General features: G+C 70.5%; 14 protein-coding genes and 2 tRNA genes. 9 read left to right on the forward strand and 7 right to left on the reverse strand.

What is annotated here, in order from left to right; all coding sequences use genetic code 11:
- Positions 1–8: 8 nt before the first annotated feature.
- The 3 genes from ACFYMM_RS22760 to ACFYMM_RS22770 all read right to left on the reverse strand — a co-directional run bounded on the left by ACFYMM_RS22760 (position 9) and on the right by ACFYMM_RS22770 (position 1,016).
- Positions 9–81, reverse strand: a tRNA-Glu gene (locus ACFYMM_RS22760).
- A 41-nt stretch (positions 82–122) separates the two neighbouring features.
- A tRNA-Gln gene (locus tag ACFYMM_RS22765) sits at positions 123–194 on the reverse strand.
- 90 nt (positions 195–284) lie between these two features.
- Positions 285–1,016 (reverse strand): HAD family hydrolase, encoded by a 732-nt coding sequence (locus ACFYMM_RS22770; protein ID WP_388389353.1) that lies wholly within the window; start codon positions 1,014–1,016, stop codon positions 285–287.
- Between the two features lie 41 nt (positions 1,017–1,057).
- Between ACFYMM_RS22770 and ACFYMM_RS22775 the strand changes: the two genes are divergently transcribed.
- Positions 1,058–1,342, forward strand: coding sequence for a type II toxin-antitoxin system RelE/ParE family toxin (locus ACFYMM_RS22775; RefSeq protein WP_388389355.1), 285 nt, complete (start codon positions 1,058–1,060; stop codon positions 1,340–1,342).
- Positions 1,343–1,404: 62 nt separating this feature from the next.
- Here ACFYMM_RS22775 and gltX read toward each other — a convergent pair whose 3' ends face one another.
- From gltX to ACFYMM_RS22790, 3 genes are all read right to left on the reverse strand, one after another.
- Positions 1,405–2,889 (reverse strand): glutamate--tRNA ligase, encoded by a 1,485-nt coding sequence (gene gltX / locus ACFYMM_RS22780; RefSeq protein ID WP_388389357.1) that lies wholly within the window; start codon positions 2,887–2,889, stop codon positions 1,405–1,407.
- Positions 2,882–3,667 (reverse strand): fumarylacetoacetate hydrolase family protein, encoded by a 786-nt coding sequence (locus ACFYMM_RS22785; RefSeq protein WP_388389359.1) that lies wholly within the window; start codon positions 3,665–3,667, stop codon positions 2,882–2,884. Before ACFYMM_RS22785 ends, gltX begins: the two co-directional genes overlap by 8 nt.
- 195 nt (positions 3,668–3,862) lie before the next feature.
- Entirely contained in the window at positions 3,863–4,036 is a 174-nt protein-coding gene (locus tag ACFYMM_RS22790) for a hypothetical protein (protein ID WP_388389361.1), read from the reverse strand.
- A 548-nt stretch (positions 4,037–4,584) separates the two neighbouring features.
- On the opposite strand from ACFYMM_RS22790, the gene ACFYMM_RS22795 reads away from it, so the two are divergent.
- From ACFYMM_RS22795 to ACFYMM_RS22830, 8 genes are all read left to right on the forward strand, one after another.
- Entirely contained in the window at positions 4,585–8,427 is a 3,843-nt protein-coding gene (locus ACFYMM_RS22795) for a nitrate- and nitrite sensing domain-containing protein (RefSeq protein ID WP_388389363.1), read from the forward strand.
- Between the two features lie 9 nt (positions 8,428–8,436).
- A complete protein-coding gene (locus tag ACFYMM_RS22800; RefSeq protein WP_005479910.1) occupies positions 8,437–8,850 on the forward strand; it encodes a roadblock/LC7 domain-containing protein in 414 nt (137 codons plus the stop codon).
- A 111-nt stretch (positions 8,851–8,961) separates the two neighbouring features.
- Positions 8,962–9,360 carry a DUF742 domain-containing protein gene (locus tag ACFYMM_RS22805; RefSeq protein WP_009190816.1) on the forward strand — a complete coding sequence of 133 codons (399 nt, stop codon included), beginning with the start codon at positions 8,962–8,964 and terminating at the stop codon, positions 9,358–9,360.
- Positions 9,341–9,916 (forward strand): ATP/GTP-binding protein, encoded by a 576-nt coding sequence (locus ACFYMM_RS22810; protein WP_388389365.1) that lies wholly within the window; start codon positions 9,341–9,343, stop codon positions 9,914–9,916. Before ACFYMM_RS22805 ends, ACFYMM_RS22810 begins: the two co-directional genes overlap by 20 nt.
- Before the next feature lie 393 nt (positions 9,917–10,309).
- Complete coding sequence (locus tag ACFYMM_RS22815; protein WP_388389369.1) at positions 10,310–13,567, forward strand: nitrate- and nitrite sensing domain-containing protein; 3,258 nt, start codon at positions 10,310–10,312, stop codon at positions 13,565–13,567.
- Between the two features lie 10 nt (positions 13,568–13,577).
- On the forward strand, positions 13,578–13,991 hold the full coding sequence (locus tag ACFYMM_RS22820) for a roadblock/LC7 domain-containing protein (RefSeq protein ID WP_054219305.1): 414 nt from the start codon (positions 13,578–13,580) through the stop codon (positions 13,989–13,991).
- 96 nt (positions 13,992–14,087) lie between these two features.
- Complete coding sequence (locus ACFYMM_RS22825; RefSeq protein WP_388389371.1) at positions 14,088–14,657, forward strand: DUF742 domain-containing protein; 570 nt, start codon at positions 14,088–14,090, stop codon at positions 14,655–14,657.
- Positions 14,638–15,219: an ATP/GTP-binding protein gene (locus ACFYMM_RS22830; protein ID WP_026248371.1), complete on the forward strand. Its 582-nt coding sequence runs from the start codon at positions 14,638–14,640 to the stop codon at positions 15,217–15,219. The genes ACFYMM_RS22825 and ACFYMM_RS22830 overlap by 20 nt, the downstream gene beginning before the upstream one ends.
- A 143-nt stretch (positions 15,220–15,362) precedes the next feature.
- Here the strand turns inward: ACFYMM_RS22830 and ACFYMM_RS22835 are convergent, their stop codons facing one another.
- Complete coding sequence (locus ACFYMM_RS22835) at positions 15,363–15,551, reverse strand: acyl-CoA carboxylase subunit epsilon (RefSeq protein ID WP_388389373.1); 189 nt, start codon at positions 15,549–15,551, stop codon at positions 15,363–15,365.
- Positions 15,552–15,561: the final 10 nt, after the last annotated feature.

Below are 15,561 nucleotides of genomic sequence, written 5' to 3' on the forward strand. Positions count from 1 at the left end.
AGGACCAGTACCCCCGACCGGATTCGAACCGGCGCTACTGCCTTGAGAGGGCAGCGTGCTAGGCCGCTACACAACGGGGGCTCTGCGGAGTGATCCGCATCTGCAGATGAAGCTCTGCAAAGCTGGCCTACCTGGACTCGAACCAAGACTAACTGAACCAGAATCAGTCGTGCTGCCAATTACACCATAGGCCACTGGAACGCAAGCCCCGGAGGGGATCTTGTTCTAGTCGATGCGCTCGGGGTCCTGGCCTTCCGGCCCGCTCCCTCGGCGCAGGAAGAACATTACCCGAAGGTGGACGGGGCTCCAAAACGGGTATCGGCGCGGACGATCGCCGGGAGTTCGGCGAGGGTGGTGATCCGGTGCCGTACGACGCCGGCGGCGTCCCGGGCGTACACCCCGCAACGGTCGATCCACACGGACAGCAGACCGGCCTCGGCCGCGCCCCGGCCGTCGATCTCGGGGTGGTCGCCGACGTACGCCACCTCGTGCGGGGGCAGTTCCAGGGCCTCGCAGACCGCCAGGAACGCACCGGCGGCCGGCTTGGACACGCCCAGTTCGGCGGCGCACAGGACCGTCTCGAAGCGGTCGCGCAGACCGAGTGCGCGCAGCTTGTACTCCTGGACGGTGAGGCTGGAGTTGGACAGCACCGCGTGGCGGTGACTCGCTGCGAGGGCGTCGAGTGCGGGCAGCACGTCCGGGAAGAGGGCCCAGGCGGTCTCGTAGTGCCGCAGGTAGCGACCGAACCAGTCGTCGGCCTCGGCGTCGGTCAGCCGCTCGCCCAGGAACACCCGTACGCGGTCGCGGCGCTGCTGCTCGAAGGACACCTCCCCCGCCGAGAACCGCGCCCACTGGGCGTCGGTGATCTCCCGCCAGCGCGCGAGGGCCTCGGTCACGCCTGCGTACCGGTCGAGCAGTCCCTCGGCGGCCAGATGCGCGCCCATCCCGACGCGATCCGCCGTCGTGTAGTCGAAGAGGGTGTCGTCGACGTCCCAGACCACGGCTCTGATCGTCATGGCACCGACGGTACCGCCGAACGGCTGGCACACTGAGGAACATGAGCGAGTACCGCGTCCAGTTCACCGTCGAGGCCCGTACGACCTACGACACCCTCCCCGCAGAGCGCCGGGCCCAGCTGGACAGTGCCGTGCGCATACTGGCCCGTGACCCGTTCCGGAAGATCTCGACCGCGCCACTGGGACCGGACGACAATCTGCGCAAGGCGTATGTTGCGCCTGGTGTGCTGCTGGAGTACGTGGTGGCCGGCGCGATCATGGTCGTCGTCGTGGTCTGGATCTTCGACGAAAGCCAGTACCTGATCGACGAAGCCGACGCACGGTGACCCGAGCGTGAGGGGCGGCACCCGGAACCCCGGTCGCCGCCCCTCACGCACGCTCGGGCCGGTTACGCGCTCAGCTTCGCCAGCGCCGCGTCGATGCGGGCCAGTGTCCTCTCCTTGCCCAGGATCTCCAGGGACTCGAAGAGCGGCAGGCCGACCGTGCGGCCGGTGACGGCGACGCGGACCGGGGCCTGGGCCTTGCCGAGCTTGAGACCGTGGGTCTCACCGGCGGCCAGGACGGCCTCCTTCAACGACTCCGCCGAGGTCCAGTCGGCCGACTCCAGCTTCTCGCGGGCCGTGGTGAGCAGCGCGTCGCTGCCCTCCTTCATCGCCTTCGTCCAGCTCGCCTCGTCGAAGACCGGCTCACTGAGGAACAGGAAGTCGACGTTGTCGGTGATCTCCGACAGGACCTTGAGCCGGGTCTGCGCGTGCGGGGCGATCGCCTGCCACTTCGCCTCGTCGAACTCCTCCGGGGCCCAGGGGGCGAACGGAGCCTGGAGCCAGGGGCGGCAGCGCTCGGTGAAGTCCTTCACGTCGAGCATCCGGATGTGGTCGGCGTTGATCGCCTCGCACTTCTTCAGGTCGAAGCGGGCCGGGTTGGGGTTCACGTCGGCCAGGTCGAAGGCCGCGACCAGCTCGTCGACCGTGAAGATGTCCCGGTCGGCCGAGAGCGACCAGCCGAGCAGGGAGAGGTAGTTGAGCAGGCCCTCGGGCAGGAAGCCGCGCTCCCGGTAGAGGTTGAGGGACGCCTGCGGGTCGCGCTTGGACAGCTTCTTGTTGCCCTCGCCCATCACGTACGGCAGGTGGCCGAACCGCGGCACGGACTTCGCGACGCCCAGCTCGGTCAGCGCCTTGTAGAGGGCGATCTGGCGGGGGGTGGAGGAGAGCAGATCCTCGCCGCGCAGGACGTGCGTGATCTCCATCAGGGCGTCGTCGACCGGGTTGACCAGCGTGTACAGCGGGGCGCCGTTGGCGCGGACGATGCCGTAGTCGGGCACGTTCTCCGGCGTGAAGGTCAGCTCGCCGCGGACCAGGTCCGTGAACGTGATCGTCTCGTCGGGCATGCGGAAGCGGACGATCGGCGTACGGCCCTGGGCCCGGTACTCCTCGACCTGCTCGGCGCTCAGGTCGCGGCAGTGGCCGTCGTAGCCGGACGGCCTGCCGGCCGCGCGGGCGGCCTCGCGGCGGGTGTCCAGCTCCTCCTGGGAGCAGTAGCAGTGGTAGGCGTGACCGGCGTCCAGGAGCCGCGCGGCGACGTCCTTGTAGAGGTCCATGCGCTGCGACTGGCGGTACGGCGCGTGCGGGCCGCCGACCTCGGGGCCCTCGTCCCAGTCGAAGCCCAGCCAGCGCATCGAGTCGAGCAGCTGGTGGTAGGACTCCTCGGAGTCGCGGGCCGCGTCGGTGTCCTCGATGCGGAAGACCAGGGTGCCCTCGTGGTGCCGGGCGAACGCCCAGTTGAACAGGGCGGTGCGGACCAGGCCCACATGGGGGTTACCGGTGGGCGAGGGGCAGAAACGGACGCGTACGGGGGAGCCGGATGCGCTAGCCACGCTTGACAACCTTGTTGGTGAGAGTGCCGATGCCTTCGATGGTGACGGCGACCTCGTCGCCGACGTTGAGGGGGCCGACCCCTGCCGGGGTGCCGGTGAGGATCACGTCGCCGGGGAGCAGCGTCATGGCCTCGGAGATGTTGACGATCAGGTCCTCGATGGAGTGGATCATCTCGCTGGTGCGGCCCAGCTGGCGCTGTTCGCCGTTGACCGTGAGCTGCACGGTCAGGTCGGAGGCGGCGCCGAGGTCCAGGCCGGTCTCCACCCAGGGGCCCAGCGGGCAGGAGGTGTCGAAGCCCTTGGCCCGCGCCCACTGCTTCTCGCGCCGCTGCACATCGCGGGCGGTGACGTCGTTGGCGCAGGTGTAGCCGAAGATCACGTCCTTGACCCGGTCGCGCGGGACCTCGCGGCACATCCGGCCGATCACCACGGCCAGCTCGGCCTCGTGGTGCAGTTCCTCGGAGAAGGAGGGGTACTGGATGTCGTCGCCGGGGCCGATCACCGAGGTGGAGGGCTTGAAGAAGGCGAACGGCGCGTCGGGCACCTCGTTGCCCAGCTCGCGGGCGTGTTCGGCGTAGTTGCGGCCGAAGGCCACCACCTTGTTGGGGAGCACCGGCGGCAGCAGCCTGACCTTGCTGACCGGCACCTTCGTACCGGAGAGCGCGAAGTCCGCGAACGGGATGCCCTTGATGATGTCGAGGACGAGTTCGTCCTGCTTGTCGCCCTCGACCGCGCCGAAGGCGACGTTCCCGTCGATGGAGAACCTGGCGATGCGCACGGGATCCTTGCGCCCCTTAACTGAAGTGACCGAGCCGGCTGGAGTCTGACGCTCCAGGCTAACGCGGATGACCCCCGGGACCTCGCGCATTCCGCCGCGGCCCCGCGCATGACGAAGGGCGCCCCCGACGGCGGGGCGCCCTGTCTTCGTACACTTCTTACGGCCACCGTGAGCATCCGGCGGCCCGAGCGCGTACTAGTCCCCGACGAAGGCCCCGACCGGGACCTCGGTGAGGATGGTGCGCCTGGGGTTGGCAGTCTGGGCCGGCAGGTCGACGGGGTGCTCCGGCTGCTCCGGGGTCTGCAGTTCGTCGGCGTCCTCGAGGTGCGCCAGAGTCGTGCGACGCGGGTTGGCTATCTTGCGGAACATCGGCGTCCTTACATTTCGGCGTCTCTTGTAAAGCAGCAGGCTAAACATCCGTTTGCCCGCCGAAGACGCCAACTCCCCATGATCAGCATGTGAGTTTGCTCACGAATCCAGGGGCAAATCGGTCAATTCCGGCCGACAATTGACCCTGCCGAAACGGACATTGGGCACGTGAAGCCCCCATTCCGCTCCTGATCATGTCGACTGGGACACGCACCCGGGCCCGGCGACTCGCAGGGATACGTCCGGTATGCAGGGAATCGACTTCCACCGCTGGTGACCTGCCACTCACGCGCTGTCACGGAGGTCACAGCTCGACCCACGGGCCTTGTTGCGGATCCGGCACTGTGCTGGAATTCCACGGACCGCCGCGGGATCGAACCGGCGCTCACAAGGGCGCGACGCGGCGCCGAGCGGCGGCTAGACAGGGGGAGCCAGCGCCGGTCATCCAACGACCACCCAGGGCGCGTATTCAGGGCGCTCCCTACAACGCCGACACCGTGTCCCTCCGTTCACGCGGAGGGGTGCCTGGTCCAGAGGTTGCGACGCTAGTGCAGGGACGTTTCAAGAGGGATGGCAGTGCTCCGGCGGAGCCGGAGCCGCACGGCGGGACTGGCCCCGTAAAAGGCAGTTCCTCGCCCCAGCACGCCCAGAACCCGGGCCCGGCACCGTCCGGCGACGGCGGTGAGCGCCCCGGGCGCCCCGGCGCGTCCGGACCGTCGGCGTCGTCGAGCCCCGCTCCGCCCGTGAAGCCCGCCAAGGGCCCCGCCGGCCCCGGCTCGCGCATGGCCCTGCGCAACTGGCGTATCTCCACCCGTCTGGTGTCGCTGCTCGCGCTCCCCGTGGTCGCGGCGACCTCCCTGGGCGCCCTGCGCATCGACCAGAACATCAACGACATCCAGCAGCTCGACAACATGAAGCTGCTGACGGACATGACCAAGCAGGCCACCGAGCTGGCCGCGGCCCTCCAGGAGGAGCGCGACCAGTCGGCCGGCCCGCTGGCCCACGGTCTGCAGGCGACCGACTACACGGTCAAGGGCTACCAGGACAAGACCGACCGCGCCCGTACGAACTTCCTCGACGCGGCCGAGCAGATCGGCTCCGCGAGCAAGACCAGCAGCCTCCAGGGCGTCCGCGACAGCCTCGTGGGTCTCGCCAACCAGCTGGACAACCTGGCCAAGATCCGCCGGACCGCCTACCAGTCGAAGGACAACTCGACGCAGACGGTCGAGTCGTACCACCGCCTGATCACCCAGCTGATCAGCCTCTCCCAGGACATGGCAGAGGCGTCCAGCAACCCGGAGATGATCTCGCGCACCCGCGCCCTGGCGGCGTTCTCCACCGCCAAGGAGTACGCGTCCGTGCAGCGCGCCGTCATCGCCGCGGCCCTGCCCGACAACAACACGAGCAAGGGCACCCTCTCCGAGAACGACCGCCTGTACGCCGAGTCGGCGTACGAGAGCGAGGGCTCGGAACTGACGATCTTCCGCAAGGTCTACGCGAGCCAGAACGCCGAGGAACTCCTCAAGCCGATCGACGAGGGCAACCCGACGATCGAGGCCGCCGACACCTACGCCAAGCGCGCCCTCGGCTCCCGCGACGGCCTCGACGGTCTGCCGGAGCGCTCCTACCGCGACTGGGTGGACGACAGCTCGACCAAGATCGAGCAGATGAAGAAGATCGAGCACACGCTGCTCGAGGACATGGAGCAGAAGGCGCGCGAGCTGCGCAGCTCCTCCGAGCGCGACGCGATCATCTCCGGTGCGCTGATCCTGCTGGTCCTCGGCATCTCGCTGGTCGGCGCCTTCGTCGTGGCCCGCTCCATGATCCGCTCGCTGCGCCGGCTGCAGGAGACCGCCACCAAGGTCGCCCAGGACCGGCTGCCCGAGCTGGTCAAGCAGCTGTCCGAGTCGGACCCGCAGGACGTCGACACCTCCGTCGAGTCGGTCGGTGTGCACTCCAAGGACGAGATCGGCCAGGTGGCCGCGGCCTTCGACGACGTGCACCGCGAGGCGGTCCGCCTCGCCGCCGAGCAGGCCCTGCTGCGGGGCAACGTCAACGCGATGTTCACCAACCTCTCGCGCCGCTCCCAGGGTCTGATCCAGCGCCAGCTGTCGCTCATCTCCGAACTGGAGTCCCGCGAGGCCGACCCGGACCAGCTCTCCTCGCTGTTCAAGCTGGACCACCTCGCCACGCGTATGCGCCGTAACGGCGAAAACCTCCTGGTCCTCGCGGGTGAGGAGCCCGGCCGTCGCTGGACCCGCCCGGTCCCGCTGGTCGACGTGCTGCGCGCCGCCGCCTCCGAGGTGGAGCAGTACGAGCGGATCGAGCTGGCCTCCGTGCCGACGACCGAGGTCGCCGGCCGCGTGGTCAACGACCTCGTGCACCTGCTCGCCGAGCTGCTGGAGAACGCCACCTCGTTCTCCTCGCCGCAGACCAAGGTCAAGGTCACCGGTCACGCCCTGCCCGACGGCCGGGTGCTGATCGAGATCCACGACACCGGTATCGGCCTCTCCCCCGAGGACCTCGCGGCGATCAACGAGCGGCTCGCCTCGCCGCCCACCGTGGACGTCTCCGTCTCCCGCCGCATGGGTCTGTTCGTGGTCGGCCGGCTGTCCCAGCGGCACGGCATCCGCATCCAGCTGCGCCCGTCCGACTCCGGTGGTACGACCGCGCTGGTCATGCTCCCGGTGGACGTCGCCCAGGGCAACAAGAAGCCCGCCCCGGGCAAGCCCGGCGCCCCCGCCCCGACCGGCGGTCCCGCCGCCGCGCAGGCCGCGGCCGGTGCGGCTGCCGCCCGGCGCGGCAACGGCCAGGGCGGCGGCCCGCTCGGCGCCGCCCTCGGCGGCGGTGCGGGTGCCCCCGGCGCCCTCGGGGCCGGCGCGCCCTCCGGTGGTGGCCGGCTCGGCACCGGTCCGGGTCAGCGTGGCCAGGTCGGCTCCGGCCAGGGCCCCCGGGCCGCGCTGCCCGGCGCGGGCCAGGGCGGCCGTCCCGGTGCGCCGGGCGGAGCGCGTGGACCGCAGGGTCCCTCGGCGCCGCCGCAGGGCCGGCCGGTGCCGGCCGGCTCGGGTGCCGGCGGGTTCGGCGGCCAGGCGCCGGGCGCCCCGCAGGGCCTGCAGGCCGCGGGCACCGGCGGACCCCAGCAGGACGCCTTCGGCGGTGGCAACCGCGGTCCGGCCGCCCCGCCGCGCGGCAACCGCGGTGACAACGCCCCCGACCAGGGCCGCCAGCCCAAGCTGCCGCCGCGCGGCGCCCCCCGGGCCGAGCTGCCCGGCGGCAACGACCCGCAGCAGCGCACGCCGAGCTGGAGCGACGGCAACGACCGCGCGGCCCTGTCGCGTGCCTCGCTGGACACCCCGCGCGGCCACGACGAGCCGGACGCGGCGCAGACCGCGCGGATGCCGCGCGTCGACGACCGCCAGGGCCCGGGTGCCACCGCCGAGATACCGGCGATCCCCGCCACGGGCGAGTTCCCGCGGGCGGACTTCGACGGCCTGAACGGCTCCCAGAACAACGGTCAGTACACCGGCCGGCAGGGCCAGTACAACGGGCAGCAGAACGGGCAGTCCACCGGCCAGTTCGAGCGCCCCGGCAACCAGCAGGGCTCGGGCCCGTTCGTCCGCTCCGACGTCTTCGGCACGCCGAACGGCCAGAACGGGCAGCAGGACAGCTCCTCCACCGGCCAGTTCGCCGCCCCGCAGGCCTACGACGGCGGTTACGACCGCGGTTACGACAACGGCTTCGACGCCGGCTCCACCGGGCAGCACCCGCTGCCCGGGCGGGCGGGCGGCCCGCAGTACACCGGCCAGTTCGAGCGGCCGCAGGTCAACGGCCGGGGCGCCGACTTCGGCGCGCCGCGTCCGCCGGCCCCGCAGCAGCGTCCGGTCCGGCAGGAGCCCGAGGCACTGCCGCCCGCCACCGGCCCCGGTGACGGACGTACGCCGCTGTACGACACGCTCGAGACCAACTGGTTCCACGGCTCCCAGGGCGGCGGCCGGCCGGAACGGCAGCCGGACAGCACTCCGGCTCCGGCTCCGCAGCAGCCGCAGGCCCCCGCCCCCACCGCCGCCAATCCGGCGGCCCCCCAGCGTCCCGCCCCGGGTGCCTGGCGCACGTCTCCGAACGACGAACTCGTCCGGCAGGCGGAGCGCGTACGGCAGCCGGCCGCGGGCGGTGTCACCACCTCCGGTCTGCCGCGTCGTGTCCCCCGGGCGAACCTCGTGCCGGGCACGGCTCAGCAGCAACAGCACCAAGCGGGTCCGGCGGTCTCGCGTGCGCCTGATGACGTACGCGGCCGGCTGACCAATCTCCGTCGGGGTATCGCGCAGGGTCGACAGGCCGGCAACGGCCAGACCGGCAGCTTCCCGAGCCCCACTCACCAGCAGGAGCGTTAGTTGAGTCCGATGAGCCAGGCGGCACAGAACCTCAACTGGTTGATCACCAACTTCGTGGACAACACCCCCGGGGTGTCCCACACCGTCGTCGTGTCCGCCGACGGTCTCCTTCTGGCGATGTCCGAAGGCTTTCCGCGCGACCGCGCCGACCAGCTGGCGGCCGTCGCGTCCGGGCTCACCTCGCTGACCGCCGGGGCATCCCGGATCTTCGAGGGCGGCGACGTGGCGCAGACGGTCGTCGAGATGGAGCGCGGGTTCCTCTTCCTGATGTCCGTCTCGGACGGTTCGTCCCTCGCGGTCCTGGCCCACCCCGAGTGCGACATCGGCCTGGTCGGCTACGAGATGGCTCTGCTCGTCGACCGCGCGGGCGCCGTACTCACGCCCGACCTGCGCGCCGAACTCCAGGGCAGTCTGCTCCACTGACCGACCCCGGCACCACCCACCTCACCAAATCACCGTCCGGCCGCCACAATCCCCCCACCGGCCCCGTCAGACGGCACGACTGACCGACTTGCTGTCCCGCCCGGAGGATTCATGACCCCGCCCACCGCCCATCATGATCCGTACGCGGAGCCGTACGGGGACGAGGGCGACCAGCCGCTGGTCCGTCCCTATGCGATGACCGGCGGCCGGACCCGGCCGCGCTACCAGCTCGCCATCGAGGCCCTGATCAGCACCACGGCCGATCCGGCGGCACTGATGGGACTGCTGCCCGAGCACCAGCGGATCTGCCATCTGTGCCGCGAGGTGAAGTCGGTGGCCGAGGTCTCGGCCCTGCTGGCGATGCCGCTGGGCGTGGCCCGGATCCTGGTGGCCGACCTCGCCGAGGCCGGCCTGGTCGCCATCCACCAGCCGGGTGGCGACGAGAACAACGGCGGCGCTCCCGATGTGACGCTGCTCGAAAGGGTGCTCAGTGGACTTCGCAAGCTCTGACGGGGGCCGGGCCACCACCTCGGCGAAGATCGTGGTGGCCGGTGGCTTCGGCGTGGGCAAGACCACGTTCGTCGGTGCCGTCTCGGAGATCAACCCGCTGCGCACCGAGGCCGTCATGACGTCCGCGAGCGCCGGCATCGACGACCTCACCCACACCGGGGACAAGACGACCACCACGGTGGCCATGGACTTCGGCCGCATCACCCTGGACCAGGACCTGATCCTGTACCTCTTCGGTACGCCGGGCCAGGACCGCTTCTGGTTCATGTGGGACGACCTGGTGCGCGGCGCGATCGGCGCGGTGGTGCTGGTGGACACCCGGCGGCTGGCCGACTGCTTCCCGGCGGTCGACTACTTCGAGAACAGCGGTCTGCCGTTCGTCATCGCCCTCAACGGCTTCGACGGCAACCAGCCGTACAACCCGGACGAGGTGCGCGAGGCCCTGCAGATCGGCCCCGACACCCCGATCATCACCACCGACGCCCGGCACCGCGCCGATGCCAAGAGTGCCCTGATCACGCTGGTGGAGCACGCTCTGATGGCACGTCTGCGGTAGCCCCGCAAACCGCTCGTGACGTACGGCAGTTGTCGTGCGGTTGTCGTACACCACACCGGAGCCGGCTGTGGCCTTTGACATGGCCGGCTCCGGTGTTCATAACGTTTCGGCAGAGGAATCGCGTGGTATCGCCACGCGTCGCGGTCATCCGGTACCGCTGCGTCCACGAAGGCCCCGCATTTTGGCGGGGCTCGTTCTTTATGACCGTTTTATCTGGGGCTTACATCACACCACTTCGGGGGGTTCCGCTGTTTGGAAGTGCACTGGTCCCCGTGCTGGAATGCCTGAACTGCCCAATAGTCAAAGACGTACTCAACAGTGGTCGATGGCGAACCGGGCTCTGAGAGACTGCGGCACGACGTAGGTGCCGACCGCCGAGAGGTTGTTGGTCGAGTGAGGCGAAGCAAGAACGGTCCCGAGCCGTCGGCGCGGGGCAACTTCACCCCGCCGCCGCGCGCTGCGGCGCCCACCCCCGCGCCCGGTGCGGAGCCGACGGCCGCGCCCGCCAAGAGCGGCGGCCGTCTCTCCCCGCGCAACTGGCGGGTACCGACCCGGCTGAACGCGATCCTGCTCATACCCGTGGTGGTCGGCCTCGTCATGGGCGGCTTCCAGGTGAAGAGCTCGATCGACACCTGGCAGCAGGCCCGTGACGCCGAGAACACCGCCCGCCTGGTACGCGCCTCCCTCTCCTACGCCGACGCCCTCTACAACGAGCGGGACGTCACCGCGGCACCGTTGCTGCTGAACAAGAACAAGGCGGTCGTCACCGCGGCCCGCCAGGCCACCGACAAGGCCGCGGACGCCTTCGACCAGGCCGCGCAGAACATGCCGAAGAAATCCGGCCTGGAGCGCCGACTGAAGCTGTTCCGGGTGGAGGAGCCCAAGCTCCAGAACCTGCGCGCGGCGGCCTACACGACCAGGCTGACCGGCGTGCAAACCGAAGAGGGATACGTCGGCATCGCCCACCCCCTCATGGAGTTCGCCAACGAGCTGGGCCTGGGCACCGGCAACATCACCTCCTACGGCCGTACCGTCTACGCCATCTCGCTGACCAAGGCCGCGCTCTCGCTGGAGCGCTCGATCGGCATGCACCTGCTGGTCAAGCCCGGCCCGGACGCCCCGAACCTCGCGTCCCAGCGCGTGGCCCTGTCCTCCTACGCCTACCTGGAGGGCATCGCCGTCGAGGAGTACGTCGGCGGTGGCACCGAGGCCGACGCGCAGAAGCTGACCGACGCCGAGAACAAGATCAAGACCGACGGCGCCGCGATGGCCGCGCAGGCCAAGGCCAAGGACCCGACCTACGTGCCCCCGCCGTCCAGCCCGACCACGATGGTCACCGCGCTGGCCACGCTGAAGGACACCAGCCCCCTGACCCGGCAGGCGCTCGCCCAGAAGGGCATCACCGCCGACAACTGGTGGGCGGTCAACACGCTCAAGTACAACGCCTACCGCCAGCTGGAGTCGGACCTCGCCGACAAGGCGGTGAACGAGGCCTCCGGCATCGCCGACGACGCCAAGACCTCCGCGTTCATCACCGGTGCCGCGGTCGTGGTCGCCCTGCTCGCCGCGTTCATCCTGGCCGGCATGGTGGCCCGGCAGATGTCCCGCTCGATGCGCCAGCTGCGCAACGCCGCCTTCGGCATCGCCGAGCAGCGTCTGCCGATGCTGGTCGACCAGCTCTCGCGCACCGACCCCGGCCGGGTCGACACCCGGGTGGCGCCGATCCCGATCAACTCGACCGACGAGATCGGCGAGGTCGCCCGCGCCTTCGACCAGGTCCACCGCGAGGCCGTCCGGCTCGCCGCCGAGCAGGCGCTGCTGCGGGGCAACATCAACGCGATCTTCACCAACCTCTCGCGTCGCAACCAGTCGCTGATCGAGGGCCAGCTGACCCTGATCACCGAGCTGGAGAACAACGAGGCCGACCCGGACCAGCTGGAGAACCTCTTCCGCCTGGACCACCTCGCCACCCGTATGCGCCGCAACGGCGAGAACCTCCTGGTCCTCGCCGGCGAGGAGCCCGGCCGCCGCTGGGACCAGCCGGTGCCGCTGGTCGACGTGCTGCGGGCCGCCTCCTCCGAGGTGGAGCAGTACGAGCGCGTCGAGCTGTCCGGTGTCCCGGAGGCCGAGATCCACGGCCGTGCAGTGACCGACCTCGTGCACCTGCTCGCCGAGCTGCTGGAGAACGCCACCACGTTCTCCTCCCCGCAGACCAAGGTCCGGGTGACCGCCACCCGTCTCCCGGACGGCCGGATCATGATCGAGATCCACGACAAGGGCATCGGTCTGACCGCCGAGGACTTCGCGGACATCAACCACAAGCTGGCCAACCCGCCGACCGTGGACGCCGCCATCTCGCAGCGCATGGGCCTGTTCGTGGTCGGCCGGCTGTCCGACCGGCACGGCATCCGCGTCCAGCTGCGCCCCTCCGGCGAGCAGGCCGGCACGACCTCGCTGGTCATGCTCCCCGACGCGATCACCCACGGCGGTGGCGGCGAACAGCCGCTGGACCGCGACGAGTTCACGGTCTCGCAGATCATCCCGGAGCAGCAGTTCCAGGGCGAGAGCTTCAACCAGCCGCAGCTCCAGCCGATGCGCACCGCTGCCGAGCTGGGCTTCGACGACAGCCGATACGCCGACGTCCCCGACGACATCCGCGAACTGGACCCGGTGGGCCGCTCGCTGATGCGCGAGGAGCGCCGGGCCGCGCTGGAGGCGCAGTCCCACGGGCAGCCCGCGCAGCAGGAGTCCGCTCCGGAGACGCCCGGGTACACCGACGAGTTCGACGCCCAGCAGGGCTACGACGGCAGCCGTACCGGCTACCAGGAGCAGCCGGCCGCCTACCAGGCGCAGACCGCGTACCCGGAGCAGCAGACCGGTTTCGAGGAGCCCCGGCAGCCGTCGTACGACGAGCAGTACTACGCGCCGAACGGCGGTCTGCCGCGCGACGACGCCTTCTCGTCGACCGGCGGCTACCCCGAGCCCCCGTATGCGGAGCCCCCGTATGCGGAGCCCGCTCAGGAGGAGCACACGTCCGCGCGGGCCGCGGCCCCCGAGGCCTTCGGGTCCTACGAGGAGCGGCCCTACCAGGACGACTGGCCGCAGCAGCCGCAGCAGGACACCTACCAGAACGGCTACCCGGCCCACTACGCTCCCGAAGCGGAGTCCGCGCAGGCCGCTGACGCCGGCGAGCTGGGCGGCGTAGGCTTCGACCGTCCGGGACCGGCCTCCCCGGCCGCTCACGCGCTGACCGACGCCGGACTGCCCCGCCGTGGATCATCCTCCAACGGCTCGGGCGGAGCGGGCCGCGGGCAGCAGGAGGCGTCGGCTTCCGCACCGGAGGCAGGCGGCGACAGCAGCTGGCGTTCGGCGAACGACGCGCGCTGGCAGCAGGCCGCGCAGCTCCGCAAGCCCAAGGCGGGCGGGGTCACCTCCTCCGGCCTGCCGCGGCGGGTACCGAAGGCCAACCTGGTCGAGGGCACCGCCGAGAGCACGCCGCAGGGCGGCCCTCAGGTCTCCCGCGCCCCGGAGGACGTCCGGGGCAGGCTGAGCAACCTGCGTCGCGGCGTCCAGCGCGGGCGCAACGCAGGCAGCAGTGAAACGAACGGTCAGGGCTTCGGTTCTGACAGCACCTACAACCAGGAGCGTTAGTGTGAGCCCGATGAGCCAGGCGGCACAGAACCTGAACTGGTTGATCACCAACTTCGTGGACAACACCCCGGGGGTGTCCCACACGGTGGTGGTCTCCGCCGACGGACTCCTTCTGGCGATGTCCGAAGGCTTCCCCCGCGACCGTGCCGACCAGCTCGCGGCCGTCGCCTCCGGTCTGACGTCGCTGACGGCAGGTGCCTCCCGGATCTTCGAAGGGGGTCACGTGAACCAGACGGTTGTGGAGATGGAGCGGGGATTCCTGTTCATCATGTCCGTATCCGACGGTTCGTCGCTGGCGGTGCTGGCCCACCCCGAGGCGGACATCGGCCTCATTGGGTACGAGATGGCCCTTCTGGTGGACCGGGCGGGCACGGTCCTTACCCCGGATCTGCGTGCGGAACTCCAGGGAAGCCTTCTCAACTAACTATCAGACGGTGCGTTTAAGCGTCCCGGGGCCGTAAGGTTTCGGGACGCGGCTCCACAGGGATCGGTGCCCGGCACGGTCGGAGGAGGAGAGAAAGTGGCAACACCCCCAGGCGGTCCGTCTTCGGGCAACTGGTCGTACGGCCCTGGCCAGGGTCAGGGCGACGGTTCGGCGAACCGGTACAACTTCCCCTCCGCCCCCAGCCACCGGCAGCCGTACGCGCCGCAGGGTCCCGGCCCGTCGCCGTACGACCAGCCGCCGGCGCCGCGCATCCAGCCGGTGCAGCCGCACCGCCGCCCCGAGCCGTCGCCCGCCGGAGCGTCGAACAACCCCCTGGTGCGTCCGTACGCCATGACCGGCGGCCGGACCCGCCCGCGCTACCAGCTCGCCATCGAGGCGCTGGTGCACACCACCGCGCAGCCGCACCAGATGCAGGGCCAGCTGCCCGAGCATCAGCGGATCTGCAACCTCTGCCGTGAGATCAAGTCGGTGGCCGAGATCTCGGCCCTCCTCACGATCCCTCTCGGCGTGGCCAGGATCCTCGTCGCCGACTTGGCGGAGGCGGGACTGGTCGCCATTCATCAGCCCGGCGGCGACGAGAACGCCGGCGGCCAGCCAGACGTGACACTGCTCGAAAGGGTGCTCAGTGGACTTCGCAAGCTCTAGCGGCGGTCCTTCCCGCTCCACCACCTCGGCGAAGATCGTGGTGGCGGGTGGCTTCGGCGTGGGCAAGACCACGTTCGTCGGGGCCGTTTCGGAGATCAACCCGCTGCGCACAGAGGCCGTGATGACATCCGCTTCGGCGGGCATCGACGACCTCACCCACACCGGAGACAAGACGACCACCACGGTGGCCATGGACTTCGGCCGCATCACCCTGGACCAGGACCTGATCCTGTACCTCTTCGGTACGCCGGGCCAGGACCGCTTCTGGTTCATGTGGGACGACCTGGTGCGCGGCGCGATCGGCGCGATCGTGCTGGTGGACACCCGGCGGCTGGCCGACTGCTTCCCGGCGGTCGACTACTTCGAGAACTCGGGTCTCCCCTTCGTCATCGCCCTCAACGGCTTCGACGGCAACCAGCCGTACAACCCGGACGAGGTGCGCGAGGCCCTGCAGATCGGCCCCGACACCCCGATCATCACCACCGACGCCCGGCACCGGGCGGACGCCAAGTCGGCGCTCATCACGCTCGTGGAGCACGCGCTGATGGCCCGCCTGCGGTAGGCAGTGGTAGGTCGGTAGGTCCAGGAGAGGGGCCCCTCCGTCGGAGGGGCCCCTCTCCTGTCGCGTCGTCGGCGGCGTCCGTGCCGCGCGCACGCGCAAGGGGCCCCTCTCGCGGGAGAGGGGCCCCTTGCGCGTCGTACGGGTCAGTGCCAGCTGTGCGGGGCGCGGAAGCCGGGCTCGCGCTCCAGGCGGCGCCAGCCGGCCTTCGGGCGGGCGCGGCGCGCGGGGGCGGACGGGGCGGCCGCCGCGCGGGCCAGGAGCACGGCCGTGATGGCGGCGACCTCCTCGGGCTCGGCGTGGCCCTTCTCGACGCGGATCTCAGCGTTGTCCATGGGTGTCAGT

Origin of the sequence: Streptomyces sp. NPDC006739 (assembly GCF_042869815.1) — a bacterium.
In the GTDB taxonomy this organism is placed as follows: Bacteria; Actinomycetota; Actinomycetes; order Streptomycetales; family Streptomycetaceae; genus Streptomyces.